This window comes from Kluyvera sp. (assembly GCF_047971185.1).
Lineage (GTDB): Bacteria > Pseudomonadota > Gammaproteobacteria > Enterobacterales > Enterobacteriaceae > Kluyvera.
The window spans coordinates 1-17,994 of the sequence record NZ_JBKDZH010000026.1; the positions used below are offsets into that span (position 1 = coordinate 1).

A 17,994-nucleotide genomic window follows, 5' to 3' on the forward strand; every position below is an offset into this window, starting at 1 on the left:
AGGCATCAAATTTAGTGTGCTGATATGGCTCAGTTGGTAGAGCGCACCCTTGGTAAGGGTGAGGTCCCCAGTTCGACTCTGGGTATCAGCACCAGTTTTTCGGTTAAAGTTCGGCACTTAGAAAAGTATTTGTCTGGCGGCTGTAGCGCGTTGGTCCCACCTGACCCCATGCCTAACTCAGAATTGAAACTCCGTAGCTCAGATGGTAGTGTGGGGTCTCCCCATGCGAGAGTAGGGAACTGCCAGGTATCAAATAAGTGAAGAAGCCCATCATGACGGATGGGCTATTTTGCGTCTGTGGAAAATGAAAATACGGTGGAAATCCCGGGGTCGCTGGCGCTCGCCCGGGCTACCGGACGGTGATGACGTTGGTCATATTGCGGGCGAAACGCCCGCGTAGCCCGGAAGAGGCGTTCACGCCGACGCCGGGGCGGCAGTTAACCCTAACGTTGCTACGATAAACGCCACAATCCCATCAACATCGTTCAAATCAAGTACCGGCACGCCAACATCCAGCGCAATATCGCTGGCTACAGCGATCGTATGCTCATCGATCGCCAGCTGGTTCACATCGTGCCCAGCGTCGTTGCGGAACAGAACGATCTTGGCCACGGACTCATGCTTAAAGCCTTCTACCAGCACCAGATCCAGCTTTGATGCATCCATCCGACTCACCAGCCATGCCAGATCCAACGCTTCCTGCTCCGGTGTTTCCGTCATTAACGCCCAGCGCTGCTGACTGGCAACCAGCGTCTGTGCTGCCCCGGCTTTACGCAGCTCGTAGCTATCTTTACCCGGTTTATCGATATCCATATCATGATGGGTATGCTTAATCAGCCCTGGCTGAATCCCGCGCGCACAAAGAGCCGGGATCAGCTTTTTCAGCAGCGTGGTCTTTCCTGTTCCGCTCCAGGCGGCAATCGCGAGTAACGGGATCATGATTTATCCTCGTTATGCTGCAAATCCTCGAGGGTATTGATGTTGCGAAATGCACTCTTCATGTCGCTAAAATCTACCGAATGGCCGCCAGCCTGGCGCATAAACACCATCACTCGCCTTTCGCCCTTAGCCAGATAATCAGCAATCAGCGGGGCCAGGCTTCGGTGGACCAGTACAATAGCCGGGTGGTCGCGTTCGCCATCGTGAACCCACACCACGGCTGCCTGATGACGTTTCGCCGCCAGGCGAGCGGCGAGCGCGTCCGGAATAAACGGCGTATCGCACGGGCAAAACAAAAACCACTCATCGGCAGTTTGTTGCATCACCGAAAGCATACCGGCCAGCGGCCCAGGAAAGTCCGGTAACGTATCGGCAAGGACTGGAAGCCCGCTTGCGCGATACGTTTCCAGATTGCGATTGGCGTTGATGATCACCTGATGAACCTGCGTATGCAGGCTATCAGCCACGTGTCGCCACAGCGGCTTGCCGTTGAGCACCATTAGCCCTTTATCCTGCCCTCCCATTCGGGAGGCTTTACCACCTGCCAGCACCACGCCGGTTATCGGGCTCTCTGCATTCACCACTATCGCCTCTTTTATTGTGGGGTTTACCCTGCTAACGTGTTCATATCAAGCGTAAGGAGCACGACCATGAAATGTAAACGTCTGAATGAAGTTATTGAACTCCTCCAGCCAGCCTGGCAAAAAGAGCCGGAGCTGAATTTAATGCAATTTTTGCAGAAACTGGCCAAGGAGTCAGGCTATGACGGCGAATTGGCCGATTTAACGGACGATATTCTGATCTACCATCTCAAAATGCGTGATTCCGCGAAAGACGCGGTCATTCCGGGCATTCAGAAAGATTATGAAGAAGACTTCAAAACCGCGCTGCTGCGCGCGCGCGGAGTGATTAAAGAGTAAAAGGTTGTAAGCAGAGCCGCTCAAGCCCTCGCGAAATGATATCCTGAATCATTCGTATCGTTTTCGGATGTCAGGATGAACGACAAGGCTTTCACTTTCCAGACTCTCCACCCGGATACCATTATCGATGCCCTGTTCGAGCAGGGTATTCGGGTTGATTCTGGTCTCACCCCACTAAACAGCTACGAGAACCGGGTTTACCAGTTTCAGGATGAAGACCGCCGCCGCATGGTGGTGAAGTTCTATCGTCCGGAGCGCTGGTCGGCGGCGCAGATTCTCGAAGAACACCAGTTCGCGCTGGAGCTGGTTCAGGATGAGGTGCCGGTCGCGGCTCCGATTATCTTCAATGACCAGACGCTGCTGACCCACGAAGGTTTTTATTTTGCCGTCTTCCCAAGCCTGGGTGGCCGCCAGTTTGAGTCCGATAGTCTGGATCAGATGGAATGGGTGGGGCGTTATCTGGGGCGTCTGCATCAGACCGGGCGTAAATCTCGCTTTGTCGCCCGCCCGTCTATCGGCGTGAAAGAGTATCTGCTTGAACCCCGTGAAGTATTCGAGCATTCCGCGCTGATCCCTGCCGGTTTAAAAGACCGTTTCCTGAAGGCCACCGATAACCTGATTGATGCGGTGATGGGGCTGTGGCACGGGCGTTTTGACGCGCTACGCCTGCACGGAGATTGCCACGCCGGCAACATTCTGTGGCGCGATGGCCCGCTGTTTGTCGATCTCGACGATGCGCGCAACGGCCCGGCGGTTCAGGACCTATGGATGCTGCTTAACGGCTCGCTTACCGAGAGACGTATGCAGCTTGAAACCATCGTAGAGGCCTACGAAGAGTTCAGCAGCTTTAATTCAGACGAATTGCCGCTGATAGAGCCTTTACGTGCAATGCGGTTGGTTTATTATCTTGCCTGGATAATCAGGCGTTGGGATGACCCTGCATTTCCGAAAAATTTTCCCTGGCTAACCGGGGAAGATTTCTGGCATCGGCAGATCGCTACTTTTGAGGAGCAGGTAAAGGTTCTTCAGGAACCGCCGCTTCAGTTAACGCCAATGTATTAATTCGACACAGTCAGGAGAGAGTGAGTTATGAAAAAGGTTTGGCTTGCGCTGGCAGGTATGATTCTGGCATTCAGCGCATCCGCTGCCCAGATTACCGACGGCAAACAATACGTTACGATCGATAAGCCGGTTGCAGGTGAGCCGCAGGTGCTGGAGTTCTTCTCCTTCTACTGCCCGCATTGCTATCAGTTTGAAGAAGTGCTGCACGTTTCTGACAACGTGAAGAAAAAACTGCCGGAAGGCACCAAAATGACCAAATACCATGTTGAGTTCCTGGGCCCGCTGGGTAAAGACCTGACTCAGGCGTGGGCAGTAGCGATGGCGCTGGGCGTTGAAGATCAGATCACCGCGCCGATGTTCGAAGCCGTACAGAAAAACCAGACCGTGCAGACCGTTGCGGATATTCGCAAGGTGTTCACCGACGCGGGCGTGAAGGGTGAAGATTACGATGCCGCCTGGAACAGCTTCGTGGTGAAATCACTGGTCGCACAGCAGGAAAAAGCCGCATCCGATCTGCAGCTGCAGGGCGTACCGGCGATGTTTGTTAACGGCAAATATCAGCTGAACCCGCAGGGTATGGACACCAGCAACATGGATGTCTTCGTTGCCCAGTACGCAGACACCGTGAAGCAGCTCGTTGAGAAGAAATAAAAATGAAAACGCCGGTCACTGACCGGCGTTTTTGTATTCTGCTTTCGTTGCGTCAATCTGTTTATCTTTCTCTTCCCACAGCGCATTCAGCCACAGCTGGAAGCGACGCTTAAAGTTCTTATCTCCGACATAATCACCGTGCAAATCCGGATCAATCGGGCGCAGATTCACGCGCACCACGATTCGCGTCAGCTTACCGCTCAGCATATCGTAAAACGGCGTCCTGTCGTTTTCCGGATAGCACAGCGTCACATCCAGCAGCTTGTCGAACTGCGTCCCCAATACGTTGAGCGCCATCGCGATACCTGCCGCCTTAGGCGGCAGCAGATTGTTATACGGCGACCGCGTTTGCCGACGTTTTTCTGGCGTGAAGCGTGAACCTTCAACAAAGTTCACAATGGTCGTTGGGTGAGCGCGGAATTTCTCGCAGGAGCGGCGGGTGGTTTCGACATCTTTGCCGCGGCGTTCCGGGTGACGGATCAGATAGCTGCGGGAGTAACGGCGCATAAACGGCATGTCCAGCGCCCAGCATGCCAGCCCCATAAAGGGTACCCACGCCAGCTGCTGCTTAAGAAAGTACTTGTTCATCGGGATATGCTTGCGGAAAATCACGCACAGCACCACGATGTCGGCCCAGCTGTGGTGATTACAGATAAGCAGGTACCAGTTTTTCTTGCTGAGCGTCTCCAGTCCCTGAATATCCCACTTCAGCCAGGGATTGAGATGCAGCAGCGCGGCCAGCCCTTCGCACCAGCAGTACATCATAAAATTGCAGAATACTGAGACCGAGCGCCAGATGAACGGGATAGGCAAAATGAGTTTTATGAGCCCGGCGAGAATAATCGGCACGGAACATAAAATAGTCACTAAAATAGTGAGTGCGATACTTATGGGCAGCGTTATCGCAGCGAGCAATCTCGACATAGTGTTTTTATTCAGATAGTTAGTTATTTAACGCGCACATATAAACGAGCACAAGGCGCTGATTTTACCAGAAAACGCGCTAAATGATGGGTCTTACCCGATGAGAAAAATAGTCAATATGTCTATCCACACAGTGTGAATTATCGCCAGATCGCTATTTATTGCTGCGATCCAATTTTAATGCATTGAAAATTATGGATTATTTTTAATTTAACTGCCGGTTACATATCCTTTGTTATAAGTAAAATAAAACTATTCACAAAGTTATCCACAATTTGTTTTGCGTGCGATCACGAAGATCGTGAAATCTTTTCGCCTTATTTAGGGGAAAAATTCATGTTTTCATGCCGTCTGTGGCATCCTTTACCCATAATCTGATAAACAGGCACGGAAATTATGGTTCAGATCCCAGAAAACCCTCTTATCCTCGTTGATGGATCCTCTTATCTCTACCGGGCATATCACGCATTCCCGCCGCTGACTAACCGCGCGGGCGAGCCGACCGGCGCGATGTACGGCGTGCTGAACATGCTGCGCAGCCTGATTCTGCAATATCAGCCTACCCATGCCGCGGTGGTATTTGATGCGAAGGGGAAAACCTTCCGTGATGAACTGTTTGAGCACTACAAATCCCATCGTCCGCCGATGCCGGACGATTTGCGCGCGCAAATTGAACCGCTGCACACGATGGTAAAAGCAATGGGGCTGCCGCTGCTGGCCGTTTCCGGCGTGGAAGCGGATGACGTGATCGGCACTCTGGCGCGTGAAGCGGAAAAAGCGGGCCGTCCGGTGCTGATCAGCACCGGGGATAAAGACATGGCGCAGCTAGTGACGCCAGGCATTACGCTCATCAACACCATGACCAACACCATCCTTGGCCCGGAAGAAGTGGTCACCAAATACGGTGTCCCGCCGGAGCTGATTATCGATTTCCTCGCGCTGATGGGCGACTCCTCGGATAACATCCCGGGCGTACCAGGCGTGGGTGAGAAGACGGCGCAGGCGCTGCTGCAGGGCCTTGGCGGCCTGGATACGCTGTACGGTGAGCCGGACAAAATCGCCGGGCTGACCTTCCGCGGCGCGAAAACCATGGCGGCGAAGCTGGAGCAGAATAAAGAGCTGGCCTACCTCTCCTACAAGCTGGCGACCATTAAAACCGACGTCGAGCTGGATCTCGGCTGTGAACAGCTGACCGTGGCAGCACCGGCAGCAGACGAACTGTTAACGCTGTTTAAGAAATACGAATTTAAACGCTGGATCACCGACGTTGAAGCCGGTACGTGGATGCAGGCCAAAGGGTCGAAGCCCGCGGTGAAACCGGCGGGCAAAGCGATAGTGGCAGACGTAGAGGTAGAGGTCGAAGAAGTCGCCTCCACGCTCTCGTCAGAAAACTATGTCACCATTCTCGATGAAGCCACCCTGGTGAGCTGGATTGAGAAGCTGAAAAAGGCGCCGCTGTTTGCTTTCGATACGGAAACCGACAGCCTGGATAACATCTCCGCCAATATGGTTGGCCTCTCGTTTGCGATTGAACCGGGCCTGGCCGCTTACGTACCGGTCGCCCACGACTATCTGGATGCCCCGGATCAGATCGCCCGCGAACGCGTGCTTGAGCTGCTAAAGCCGCTGCTGGAAGACGATAAGCTGCTGAAGGTGGGGCAAAACCTTAAGTACGATCGCGGTATTCTCGCCAACTACGGCATCGAGCTGCGCGGGATTGCCTACGACACCATGCTGGAGTCCTACACGCTGGACAGCGTGGCCGGGCGTCACGATATGGACAGCCTCTCCGACCGCTGGCTGAAGCACAAAACGATCACTTTTGAAGAGATTGCCGGCAAGGGTAAAAACCAGCTGACCTTTAACCAGATTGCGCTGGAAGAGGCCGGGCGCTACGCGGCGGAAGATGCCGACGTGACGCTACAGCTGCACCTGAAAATGTGGCCGAAGCTGCAAAAAACGGAAGGCCCGCTGCGCATTTTCAACGAGATTGAAATGCCGCTAGTGCCGGTGCTGTCGCGGGTTGAGCGTAACGGTGTGAAGATCGACCCTGCGGTCCTGCATGCGCATTCGCAGGAGATCGCTAAGCGTCTGGTCGAGCTGGAGCAGAAAGCTTACGACATTGCCGGGGAAGAGTTTAATCTTTCGTCGCCGAAGCAGCTGCAAACCATCCTGTTTGAAAAGCAGGGCATCAAGCCGCTGAAGAAAACGCCGGGCGGCGCGCCGTCTACTTCTGAAGAAGTGCTGGAAGAGCTGGCGCTGGACTACCCGCTGCCGAAGGTGATCCTCCAATATCGTGGGCTGGCCAAACTGAAGTCAACCTACACCGACAAGCTGCCGCTGATGATCAACCCGAAAACCGGCCGCGTGCACACTTCTTATCACCAGGCGGTTACCGCGACCGGGCGTCTGTCATCAACCGATCCGAACCTGCAAAACATCCCGGTACGTAACGACGAAGGCCGCCGTATTCGCCAGGCGTTTATTGCGCCGGAAGATTACGTCATCGTCTCTGCCGACTACTCGCAGATTGAGCTGCGTATCATGGCGCACCTGTCCCGTGACGAAGGCCTGCTGAAGGCGTTTGCCGAAGGGAAGGATATCCACCGCGCAACGGCGGCGGAAGTCTTTGGGCTGCCGCTGGAAAGCGTCACCGGCGAGCAGCGCCGCAGCGCCAAAGCCATCAACTTTGGCCTGATTTACGGCATGAGCGCCTTTGGCCTCGCGCGCCAGCTGAATATCCCGCGTAAAGAAGCGCAGAAGTATATGGACCTCTACTTCGAGCGTTACCCTGGCGTGCTGGATTATATGGAGCGTACCCGCGCGCAGGCGAAGGAACAGGGCTATGTTGAGACGCTGGATGGCCGCCGTCTGTACCTGCCGGACATCAAAGCCAGTAACGCCGCGCGCCGCGCCGGTGCTGAACGTGCGGCGATTAACGCCCCGATGCAGGGCACCGCGGCAGACATCATCAAACGTGCAATGATTGCCGTCGACGGCTGGTTAGAAACCGAGAAGCCGCGCGTGCGCATGATCATGCAGGTTCACGATGAACTGGTCTTTGAGGTGCATAAAGACGATGTCGATGCCGTGGCGAAGAAGGTGCATGAGCTGATGGAAAACAGCACCACGCTGGACGTGCCGTTGCTGGTGGAAGTGGGCAGTGGCCAAAACTGGGATCAAGCTCATTAAGTGTCCGATGAATAACGGCGTTTTATGTAAGTAAGCAACATAACTTATCTAATTTTGTGATGAACATTAGAATTCGTTATGTAACAAGTGAAAAAAAACTACAAAAAATGCTTTCTGTCGGCGGTAAAAAAGAGTAGAGTTAATCTCGTAGGGTACAGAGGTAAGATGTTCTATCTTTCAGACCTTTTACTTCACGTAATCGGATTTGGCTGAATATTTTAGCCGCCCCAGTCAGTAATGACTGGGGCGTTTTTTATTGGGCGAAAGAAAAGTTTTGCCACAGTCGGCCGGGCGTGAAAAAGAGGGGAAGAGAGGAAAGAGAACGTGCCCGGAACAGGGCGCCAGGCGCCGCTATCCGGGACATAGAGCGGGTTACTCTGCGGCTGCTTCAGGATCTTCCTGCGGCGGAATATCGTTAAACCAGCTGTCCAGCTTCTGGCGCAGCTTGTCCACACCCTGCTTTTTCAGCGAAGAAAACGCTTCAACCTGCACGTCGCCGTTAAAGGCAATCGCCGCTTCGCGCACCAGATTCAGCTGTGCTTTACGCGCGCCGCTGGCCAGTTTGTCAGCCTTGGTTAACAGCACCAGAACCGGGATTTCGCTGGCGACGGCCCACTCGATCATCTGCTGATCGAGGTCCTTCAGCGGATGGCGAATATCCATCAGTACCACTAATCCTTTCAGGCACAGGCGTTTTTCCAGGTATTCACCCAGCGCACGTTGCCACTTGATTTTCATCTCTTCCGGCACCTGCGCGTAGCCATAGCCCGGCAGGTCGACCAGACGTTTACCGTCGGCCACTTCAAACAGGTTAATCAGCTGCGTACGGCCCGGCGTTTTTGAAGTACGCGCCAGGCTTTTCTGGTTGGTGAGCGTATTCAGGGCGCTGGATTTCCCCGCGTTGGAGCGGCCGGCAAAAGCCACTTCAATTCCGGTATCGGAAGGTAAGTGGCGGATATCTGGCGCGCTGGTGACAAAGTGCGTCAGTTGATAGTTCCAGTTAGTCAAAACGGTCGTCTCCGTTAAATCAGGCAATGGGGGCGATTATACCCGATCGGCAAAAAAAGGCTGGAATTACTCCAGCGTCGTCAACTGTAAGCCGATGCCCTTCCGTTTGTAAGACATTTGCCATATCCGCTATGGGAAATTGAGGAAAGAATTTCGGCGAGATTATATGCAAATTATTTGAAATCATAATATTACACGCGGGCAATAATCTTATTTATCCAATTTTCGCCATTTCGTTGCTTGTTAGTTTAACTCAACGGGGTAAAGTAGCACGCATCGGCAAGGGCGCCAGAAGGATTTAGACTCAGGATGAGGGGTCAGGAACGCCAGGAGGCGAAGACCTACGGAATCTGTCAGGATGACCAACGTCTGGAGACGTTACGCAGGGAAAGGGAACAATAACAGGGACTGTTATAGAGCTAACGGATAGACAGGGCGCGTTGTAAGCAAACATGGAATGTAGAACCCGTTAAGGGTTGTGAGTCAGGAAAAAAGGCGACAGATTACTCTGTCGCCTTTTTTCTTTGTTTGCTTTCTGCTAGATTCCGGCTCAATTCTATACTGAATAAAACGGCTTATAAGATCTGACATCATGAAAAAACCAACCTCTGCACCACGCAGCAAAGCGCCAGGCAAACAGCGTCGTAAAACGCGCGAAGAGCTGAACCAGGAAGCTCGCGATCGTAAACGCGACAAGAAGCACCGTGGCCATGCGCCGGGCAGCCGCGCCAGCGGCAGTGAGGGTGCATCGGGTTCCAACAAACAAAAGCAGCAAACCGATCCTCGTATTGGTAGTAAAAAACCGATCGCGCTGGGCGTGACCGACGCACCAGTCGTCAAGCAGCACAAACCGAAGAGCGAGAAACCTATGCTTTCACCGCAGGCTGAGCTGGATATGCTGGAGAACGATGAGCGCCTGGACGCGCTGCTGGAACGTCTGGAAGAGGGCGAAACCCTGACTGCTGAAGAGCAAACCTGGGTTGACGCCAAACTGGATCGCATTGATGAACTGATGCAGCAACTCGGCCTCTCGTATGATGATGACGAAGAAGAAGAAGAGGAAGAAGAGGGCAAAGAAGATGTGATGCGTCTGCTGCGAGGCGGAAACTAACGTTTGCACCCGATAGGCCTGCCAGTCCTGCTTATAACCCTTTTGGTTGTATGTTATCTGGGGTGGTTATTCGTTAAACTACGACGGTTGTCGCGGCGTCAAAATTGGCTGCGCAACCGGCTGATGCTGCGTAATGCGGCCAGGCCGGCAAGCCGTCGTCGTTCGCGACACCATCGCAAGGAGTGAGCATGTCTGAGCAGTTAATCGACTGGGATCTGGCCCTGATCCAGAAATATAACTATTCCGGGCCACGCTATACCTCGTATCCCACGGCGCTGGAATTTTCCGACGCCTTTGGCGAAGCGGAGTTCCAGCGCGCCGTTGCGCGCTATCCTGACCGCCCGCTGTCGCTGTACGTCCATATTCCGTTCTGCCACAAACTCTGCTATTTCTGCGGCTGCAATAAAATCGTCACCCGCCAGCAGCACAAGGCCGATCAATACCTCGACGTGCTGGAACAGGAAATTCGCCAGCGCGCGCCGCTGTTTACCGGCCGCCACGTCAGCCAGCTGCACTGGGGCGGCGGCACGCCAACCTATCTCAATAAGGCGCAAATCAGCCGCCTGATGACGCTGCTGCGCGAGAACTTTCACTTTGATGCGGACGCGGAGATCTCCATTGAAGTTGACCCGCGTGAAATTGAGCTCGACGTTATCGACCATCTGCGCGCCGAGGGATTTAACCGCCTGAGCATGGGCGTGCAGGACTTCAATAAAGAAGTACAGCGCCTGGTTAACCGCGAGCAGGATGAAGACTTTATTTTCGCGCTGCTCAACCATGCCCGCGATATCGGCTTTACCTCGACCAACATCGACCTGATCTACGGCCTGCCGAAGCAGACGCCGGAGAGCTTTGCCTTTACGCTGCAACGCGTCGCCGAGCTGAACCCTGACCGTCTGAGCGTGTTTAACTACGCGCACCTGCCGACGCTCTTCGCCGCTCAGCGCAAAATCAAAGACGCTGACCTGCCGTCGGCGCAGCAGAAGCTGGATATCCTGCAAGAAACCATTCACTCGCTCACCCAGGCGGGGTATCAGTTTATCGGTATGGACCACTTTGCGCGCCCGGACAACGAGCTGGCCGTAGCCCAGCGTGAAGGCGTGCTGCATCGTAATTTCCAGGGCTATACCACCCAGGGCGATACCGACCTGCTGGGGATGGGCGTCTCCGCCATCAGCATGATTGGCGACTGCTACGCGCAGAACCAGAAAGAGCTGAAGCTGTATTATCAGCAGGTGGCCGAGCAGGGTAACGCGCTGTGGCGCGGCATTGCGTTAACCCGCGATGACTGCATCCGTCGTGACGTGATTAAGGCGCTGATCTGCAACTTCAGCCTTGATTTCGCGGCGGTGGAAACACAGTGGGATCTGAACTTCAGCGACTACTTCGCCGAGGACCTGGCGCTGCTGGCGCCGCTGGCGAAAGATGGGCTGGTGGACGTGGATGAAAAGGGCATTCAGGTGACCGCCAAAGGCCGCCTGTTGATTCGCAACATCTGCATGTGCTTTGACGCCTACCTGCGTCAGAAAGCGCGGATGCAGCAGTTCTCGCGGGTGATATAGCGATAATATTGCCCGGTAGCGCTACGCTTACCGGGCCTACAAATCGACGGTAGGCCGGATAAGCGTAAGCGCCATTCGGCTAGCTGAACAGCCCGACCAGCGCAGCACACAGCACGGCGGCCATTGCCGTTTGCGGTGAGTGAGTGGCCGCACCGCTCGACGCCAGATTAATCAATGATTCAAGCATGTTTCTTCCCCCCGGTATTAGCGGGCAGAATGATACTTAACTCATCGGAACAGTAAAGTACAAAATTGCAGCAACTTGCGCAAATCGAGCAATATTTACACTTCACTGCGGCCTTACTCCATGCCTAACTCTTTCAGCTTGCGCGTCAGGGTATTACGACCCCAGCCGAGCAGGCGTGCGGCTTCCTGTTTATGCCCCTGCGTATGGCGTAGTGCGGTGGTCAGCAGCGTGCGTTCCATTTCCGGCTGCGCTTCGGACAGCAGGTTTTGATGACCGGAACGCAGCGCGCGATCGGCCCACTGCGCCAGCAGCGTCGCCCAGCTATCCGGTAGCGATGCGGCCGTGGTGCTGTCCGGTTGACTGGCTTCAAACAGCTCGCCCGGCAGATCCTGAATCAATACTTCTTGCCCGGCGGCCATCACCGTTAGCCAGCGGCAGGTGTTTTCCAGCTGACGCACGTTACCCGGCCAGGCCAGGCGCGTTAAGGCCGCTTCGGTTTCCGGATGCAGCAGCTTGGCTTCAACGCCCAGCTCGCGGGCCGCAACCTGTAAGAAGTGATGCGCCAGACGCGGAATGTCTTCCCGACGCTCGCGCAGCGGCGGCAGGTGGACGCGAATCACGTTCAGGCGGTGGAACAGATCCTCACGGAACTTGCCCTCCTGCACGCGCTGCTCCAGATTCTGGTGGGTGGCCGCGATAATACGGACGTCGACCTTCACCGGCGCATAGCCGCCGACGCGGTAGAACTGGCCGTCGGCCAGCACGCGCAGCAGACGAGTCTGAACGTCCATCGGCATATCGCCAATTTCATCGAGGAACAGCGTGCCGCCGTCGGCCTGCTCAAAACGCCCCTGACGCACGGTATTGGCACCGGTAAAGGCTCCCTTCTCGTGGCCAAACAGCTCGGACTCAATCAGGTCTTTGGGAATAGCGGCCATATTCAGCGCGATAAACGGCGCTTTGACGCGCGGGCTGTGGCGGTGCAGTGCGTGAGCGACTAGCTCTTTACCGGTACCCGACTCGCCGTTAATCAGCACGCTGATCGACGAACGGGAGAGGCGGCCGATAATGCGAAATACATCCTGCATGGCGGGCGCTTCGCCGATAATATCGGTCGTCGGGCCATCCACCTGCACGTTACGCGGCTGCTGCTGCTCCTGATAGTGGCTGATAGCGCGTTCAACCAGCGCCACCGCTTCGTCGATATCGAACGGTTTGGGCAGATAATCAATCGCCCCTTGCTGGTAGGCGCTGACGGCGGCGTCCAGATCGGAGTGCGCCGTCATTATGATGACCGGAAGCATCGGGTGACGCTGCTTGATTTGCGTGAGCAGCGCCAGGCCGTCCATACCGGGCATGCGAATATCGGACATCAGCACGTCGGGGGTTTTGGTGGCCAGCGCATCCAGCACCTCTTTCCCGCCTTCAAACGTCGTGCAGGTCAGCCCTGCGCCGGTGAGGGCGCGTTCAAGCACCCAACGGATGGAACTATCGTCATCAACGACCCAGACTATCCCTCGTTGCATAAACACACCTTATTTTTTAATTGGCAGGAAAACCGAAAACTCGGTATGGCCTGGCCAACTGGTAAATTCAATTTTGCCGGAGTGCTGATCGATCAGGCTGCGCGCGATCGACAGACCCAGCCCGGTGCCACCTTCGCGCCCGCTGACCATCGGATAAAACAGCGTATCCTGCAAATGTGATGGAATGCCGGGGCCGTTATCTTCGACGTCGATTCTGGCGGCCAGGCGGTAGCGAACGCCGTGGAGCGTTAACTGAAAAGCGGTGCGGGTACGCAGGACTATTTCGCCCCCTTCCGACCCCAGGGCCTGAAGCGCGTTACGCACGATATTAAGAAGAACCTGCTCAATCTGGTCGGGATCGTGCGGCAATTCCGGCAGACTTGGATCGTAGTCGCGCACCAGCGTGACGTTTTCCGGCAGCTCCATCGATACCAGCTTCACCACGCGCTCGGCCACCTTATGAATGCTCTCGGTCACGTGAGTGCCGGGATGCTGCGGGCCAAGCAGGCGGTCGACCAGGTTACGCAAGCGGTCGGCCTGTTCGATGATGACGTTGGTGTATTCGGTTAATGCCGGGTCGGGCAGCGCTTTGCTCAACAGCTGTGCCGCGCCGCGTAGGCCACCCAGCGGGTTTTTAATCTCGTGGGCAAGGCCACGCACCAGATCGCGCGCGGCAATCTGCTGAGCGTGCTGTAGCTGCTCCTGGCTGAGGCGACGTTGGTTATCCATCGGCGCCATTTCCAGTAGGATAAAGCCGTCAGGTAGCCGCTGTGCCGTGAGTGAAAGAATGTGCGAGCGACCGTCGATGACCAGCGTCACTTCGTTATCGGTGAACCCCTGGCCCGTTTGCAGGCTCTCCTGCATTAAGCCGACGTTGAGCGAGAAATAGCTCAGCAGCTCGGGAAGCGGGGTGCCGAAAAGCTTACGCGCGCTCTGCGCCAACAGCTGCTGCGCCGCAGGATTCGCGTAGTGAACGGCCAGGTCGTCATCGACCAGTAAGATGCTGTTGATTAACGAGTTAAGGGTCTGCCCAGCATCGGGCAGCGCGCCTGTTGCCATTTAGCAGTCTCCTGAAAAGGCTTGCACCGTTTTAGTGCATTATAGCTTTTTACGGGTAAAAAGCGCGGAAGATCAGGTTGTTGGTGGAGAAAAAAGCCCATCCTGAGATGGGCTGAAAGTTTCCACGGCAACTCAATTCCAGATTATCGCGCCAGCATGTGACGCGACCTTATCGGGAAAGTACAACTCAAAACGTATTAGACGCTGTAGTACAGTTCGAACTCAACCGGGTGCGGAGTCATGCGAACGCGGTCGTTCTCTTCGGTGCGCAGCGTAATGTAAGCGTCGATCGCTTCATTAGTGAATACGCCACCTGCCGTCAGGAACTCGCGGTCTGCATCCAGTGCGTTCAGTGCTTCTTCCAGAGAACCTGCAACCTGTGGGATCTCTTTCGCTTCTTCCGGCGGCAGGTCGTACAGGTTTTTGTCCATTGCTTCGCCCGGGTGGATCTTGTTCTTGATACCGTCAAGGCCAGCCATCAGCAGTGCAGCGAAGCACAGGTACGGGTTAGCAGCCGGGTCCGGGAAGCGCACTTCGATACGACGCGCTTTCGGAGAAGCAACCACCGGAATACGGATGGAAGCAGAGCGGTTACGGGCAGAGTAAGCCAGCATAACCGGCGCTTCGTAACCCGGGACCAGACGCTTGTAGGAGTTGGTGGTCGGGTTAGCCAGGGCGTTGATCGCTTTAGCGTGTTTAATGACGCCGCCGATGTAGTACAGCGCCTGCTCAGACAGACCCGCGTATTTGTCACCGGAGAACAGGTTTACGCCGTTCTTGGACAGGGACATGTGGCAGTGCATACCGGAACCGTTATCGCCGAACATTGGTTTTGGCATAAAGGTCGCGGTCTTACCGAAGCGGTGCGCAACGTTGTGAACCACGTATTTGTAAATCTGAATCTCATCCGCTTTTTTGGTCATGGTGTTGAAGCGGGTTGCGATTTCGTTCTGGCCAGCGGTTGCCACTTCGTGGTGGTGCGCTTCAACGACCAGACCCATTTCTTCCATGATCAGACACATGGTAGAACGGATGTCCTGAGAAGAATCTACCGGAGGAACCGGGAAGTAACCGCCTTTCACGCCCGGACGGTGACCTTTGTTACCACCTTCATATTTGGTGGAGGAGTTCCATGCGCCTTCGATGTCATCGATAGCGACGTGGGAACCGGAGATGGACGCGCCGAAGCGGATGTCGTCAAACAGGAAGAACTCTGGCTCTGGCCCGAACAGTACGGTGTCTGCGATGCCGGTAGAACGCAGGTACTCTTCAGCGCGTTTCGCGATGGAGCGCGGGTCGCGGTCGTAGCCCTGCAGGGTGCCTGGTTCCAGGATGTCACAACGAATAATCAGGGTAGATTCTTCATAGAACGGGTCGATGAGAGCGGTAGATGCGTCCGGCATCAGAACCATGTCAGATTCGTTAATGCCTTTCCAGCCACCGATAGAGGAGCCGTCAAACATTTTGCCTTCTTCAAAGAATTCGGCATTTACCTGATGAGCAGGAATCGTGACGTGCTGTTCTTTACCTTTAGTATCGGTGAAGCGCAGATCGACAAACTTCACTTCATGTTCATTCAGCATCGTCAAAACGTGTTCAGCGGACATACTTTACATCTCCCGGATTTGTCATTGTCGTCGTGGTAACGAGGTCTTCAATCACTGCTTAAAAGTGGCGTTGTTGCCGTGAAATATATAAAGCGAAATCTGTGCCAACTTTTAAATCACCCCCAAAAGGCGTTATCATGCGCACCATAGTGCAAAAGGGCTGCACCATGATAGCCTTATTGCACCATTATAGTGCTTACACGCGAGCGTTGAGCACCATATTGGTGCAAATTGTGATTAGGTGCCCTTTTTATGCTCCGTGAAAGCGATCACAAAGAAACTCTGCGATACTTGTTTGCGGAGGATCTCTGTGATCCTGTTTTGTAGTGCGATTAATCCGTGTACAATAACGCGCTATTTCTAATGCCCGAGGCAAAGTTGTGATCGAAAATTTGCGTAACATCGCCATCATTGCTCACGTTGACCATGGTAAAACTACCCTGGTTGATAAGCTGCTGCAGCAATCCGGTACGTTCGACGAGCGTGCTGAAACTCAAGAGCGTGTGATGGACTCCAACGATTTGGAGAAAGAGCGTGGGATTACCATCCTCGCAAAAAACACCGCTATCAAATGGAATGACTACCGTATCAACATCGTTGATACCCCGGGGCACGCCGACTTCGGTGGTGAAGTTGAGCGCGTTATGTCCATGGTTGACTCCGTGCTGCTGGTAGTTGATGCCTTCGATGGCCCGATGCCGCAAACGCGCTTCGTGACCAAAAAAGCATTTGCTCACGGCCTGAAGCCAATCGTTGTCATCAACAAAGTTGACCGTCCGGGCGCGCGTCCTGATTGGGTTGTTGATCAGGTCTTCGACCTGTTCGTAAACCTTGACGCGACCGACGAACAGCTGGACTTCCCTATCATCTACGCTTCTGCGCTGAATGGTATCGCGGGTCTGGATCACGAAGACATGGCTGAAGACATGACCCCGCTGTACCAGGCGATTGTTGACCATGTACCGGCACCTGACGTTGACCTTGATGGTCCGCTGCAGATGCAGATCTCCCAGCTGGACTACAACAACTACGTTGGCGTTATCGGCATCGGCCGTATCAAACGCGGTAAAGTGAAGCCGAACCAGCAGATCACTATCATCGATAGCGAAGGCAAAACCCGTAACGGTAAAGTCGGTAAAGTACTGACTCACCTGGGTCTGGAGCGTATCGACAGCACCCTGGCGGAAGCGGGCGACATTATCGCTATCACCGGTCTGGGCGAGCTGAACATCTCCGACACCATCTGCGACCCGCAGAACGTCGAAGCGCTGCCGGCACTGTCCGTCGATGAACCGACCGTATCTATGTTCTTCTGCGTTAACACCTCTCCGTTCTGTGGTAAAGAAGGTAAGTTCGTTACCTCTCGTCAGATCCTTGACCGTCTGAACAAAGAGCTGGTGCACAACGTGGCGCTGCGCGTTGAAGAAACCGCTGACGCTGATGCGTTCCGCGTTTCTGGCCGTGGTGAACTGCACCTGTCCGTTCTGATTGAAAACATGCGTCGTGAAGGTTTCGAACTGGCGGTATCCCGTCCGAAAGTTATCTTCCGCGAAATCGATGGCCGTAAACAAGAGCCATACGAAAACGTAACGCTGGACGTCGAAGAGCAGCACCAGGGTTCTGTCATGCAGGCACTGGGCGAGCGTAAAGGCGACCTGAAAAACATGAATCCGGACGGTAAAGGCCGCGTACGTCTCGACTACGTGATCCCAAGCCGTGGTCTGATCGGCTTCCGTTCAGAATTCATGACCATGCCCTCCGGCACCGGTCTGCTGTTCTCCACCTTCAGCCACTACGACGATATCCGTCAGGGCGATGTGGGCCAGCGTCAGAACGGCGTACTGATCTCCAACTGTCAGGGTATAGCGGTTGCGTTTGCACTGTTCAGCCTGCAGGACCGCGGTAAGCTGTTCCTGGGCCACGGCGCAGAAGTTTACGAAGGCCAGATCATCGGTATTCACAGCCGTTCTAACGACCTGACCGTAAACTGCCTGACCGGTAAGAAACTGACCAACATGCGTGCATCTGGTTCGGATGAATCAGTTATTCTGGTTCAGACTATCATCATGACTATGGAACAATCTATGGATTTCATAGATGATGACGAACTGGTAGAAGTGACTCCGCAGTCTATGCGTATCCGTAAGCGTCACCTGACGGAAAACGACCGTCGTCGCGCGATGCGTGGTGAGAAAGAAGAGTAATTTACGCTCTTCTTATCCTCTAAAACCCTGCCTTATGGCGGG

15 protein-coding genes, 1 tRNA gene and 1 rRNA gene are annotated in these 17,994 nt (G+C 54.6%); 9 read left to right on the forward strand and 8 right to left on the reverse strand.

From position 1 onward, the window contains the following. Positions 1-18: 18 nt before the first annotated feature. Positions 19-94: transfer RNA gene (locus ACK5JN_RS06880), tRNA-Thr, on the forward strand. A 38-nt stretch (positions 95-132) separates the two neighbouring features. Next, a 5S ribosomal RNA gene (rrf, locus tag ACK5JN_RS06885) occupies positions 133-248 on the forward strand. A 166-nt stretch (positions 249-414) separates the two neighbouring features. Here the strand turns inward: rrf and mobB are convergent. Beyond that, positions 415-939, reverse strand: a complete 525-nt coding sequence (gene mobB, locus ACK5JN_RS06890) for a molybdopterin-guanine dinucleotide biosynthesis protein MobB (protein ID WP_416869475.1) — start codon at positions 937-939, stop codon at positions 415-417. Continuing rightward, positions 936-1,520, reverse strand: coding sequence for a molybdenum cofactor guanylyltransferase MobA (mobA, locus tag ACK5JN_RS06895; RefSeq protein ID WP_416869476.1), 585 nt, complete (start codon positions 1,518-1,520; stop codon positions 936-938). The genes mobB and mobA overlap by 4 nt, the downstream gene beginning before the upstream one ends. Before the next feature lie 69 nt (positions 1,521-1,589). Between mobA and ACK5JN_RS06900 the strand changes: the two genes are divergently transcribed. From ACK5JN_RS06900 to dsbA, 3 genes are all read left to right on the forward strand, one after another. Continuing rightward, positions 1,590-1,859 carry a YihD family protein gene (locus ACK5JN_RS06900; protein ID WP_052284157.1) on the forward strand — a complete coding sequence of 90 codons (270 nt, stop codon included), beginning with the start codon at positions 1,590-1,592 and terminating at the stop codon, positions 1,857-1,859. Between the two features lie 75 nt (positions 1,860-1,934). Beyond that, positions 1,935-2,921, forward strand: a complete 987-nt coding sequence (locus ACK5JN_RS06905) for a serine/threonine protein kinase (RefSeq protein WP_416869477.1) — start codon at positions 1,935-1,937, stop codon at positions 2,919-2,921. Positions 2,922-2,948: 27 nt separating this feature from the next. Beyond that, entirely contained in the window at positions 2,949-3,572 is a 624-nt protein-coding gene (gene dsbA, locus ACK5JN_RS06910) for a thiol:disulfide interchange protein DsbA (RefSeq protein WP_163448716.1), read from the forward strand. A gap of 15 nt (positions 3,573-3,587) precedes the next feature. Here dsbA and ACK5JN_RS06915 read toward each other — a convergent pair whose 3' ends face one another. Beyond that, positions 3,588-4,496, reverse strand: a complete 909-nt coding sequence (locus tag ACK5JN_RS06915) for an acyltransferase (protein ID WP_416869478.1) — start codon at positions 4,494-4,496, stop codon at positions 3,588-3,590. 396 nt (positions 4,497-4,892) lie between these two features. On the opposite strand from ACK5JN_RS06915, the gene polA reads away from it, so the two are divergent. Next, positions 4,893-7,688, forward strand: coding sequence for a DNA polymerase I (polA, locus tag ACK5JN_RS06920; protein WP_416869479.1), 2,796 nt, complete (start codon positions 4,893-4,895; stop codon positions 7,686-7,688). Positions 7,689-8,060: 372 nt separating this feature from the next. Here polA and yihA read toward each other — a convergent pair whose 3' ends face one another. Further along, positions 8,061-8,696, reverse strand: a complete 636-nt coding sequence (gene yihA, locus ACK5JN_RS06925; RefSeq protein WP_249022533.1) for a ribosome biogenesis GTP-binding protein YihA/YsxC — start codon at positions 8,694-8,696, stop codon at positions 8,061-8,063. Positions 8,697-9,288: 592 nt separating this feature from the next. On the opposite strand from yihA, the gene yihI reads away from it, so the two are divergent. Both yihI and hemN read left to right on the forward strand, forming a co-directional pair. Then, positions 9,289-9,807, forward strand: coding sequence for a Der GTPase-activating protein YihI (gene yihI, locus ACK5JN_RS06930; RefSeq protein WP_416869480.1), 519 nt, complete (start codon positions 9,289-9,291; stop codon positions 9,805-9,807). A gap of 188 nt (positions 9,808-9,995) precedes the next feature. Then, complete coding sequence (gene hemN, locus ACK5JN_RS06935; RefSeq protein ID WP_416869481.1) at positions 9,996-11,369, forward strand: oxygen-independent coproporphyrinogen III oxidase; 1,374 nt, start codon at positions 9,996-9,998, stop codon at positions 11,367-11,369. 79 nt (positions 11,370-11,448) lie between these two features. On the opposite strand, the gene ACK5JN_RS06940 is transcribed toward hemN, so the two are convergent. The 4 genes from ACK5JN_RS06940 to glnA form a co-directional block, all read right to left on the reverse strand. Beyond that, the gene (locus ACK5JN_RS06940) at positions 11,449-11,556 is read right to left on the reverse strand and encodes a YshB family small membrane protein (RefSeq protein WP_416869482.1); all 108 of its coding nucleotides are present in this window, start codon (positions 11,554-11,556) and stop codon (positions 11,449-11,451) included. Positions 11,557-11,669: 113 nt separating this feature from the next. After that, the gene (gene glnG / locus ACK5JN_RS06945; protein WP_416869483.1) at positions 11,670-13,082 is read right to left on the reverse strand and encodes a nitrogen regulation protein NR(I); all 1,413 of its coding nucleotides are present in this window, start codon (positions 13,080-13,082) and stop codon (positions 11,670-11,672) included. Positions 13,083-13,091: 9 nt separating this feature from the next. Next, a complete protein-coding gene (glnL, locus tag ACK5JN_RS06950) occupies positions 13,092-14,141 on the reverse strand; it encodes a nitrogen regulation protein NR(II) (protein ID WP_416869484.1) in 1,050 nt (349 codons plus the stop codon). A 197-nt stretch (positions 14,142-14,338) separates the two neighbouring features. Continuing rightward, positions 14,339-15,748, reverse strand: coding sequence for a glutamate--ammonia ligase (gene glnA / locus ACK5JN_RS06955; RefSeq protein ID WP_416869485.1), 1,410 nt, complete (start codon positions 15,746-15,748; stop codon positions 14,339-14,341). A 380-nt stretch (positions 15,749-16,128) separates the two neighbouring features. Between glnA and typA the strand changes: the two genes are divergently transcribed. Then, positions 16,129-17,952, forward strand: a complete 1,824-nt coding sequence (gene typA, locus ACK5JN_RS06960; protein WP_416869486.1) for a ribosome-dependent GTPase TypA — start codon at positions 16,129-16,131, stop codon at positions 17,950-17,952. Positions 17,953-17,994 lie beyond the last annotated feature (42 nt).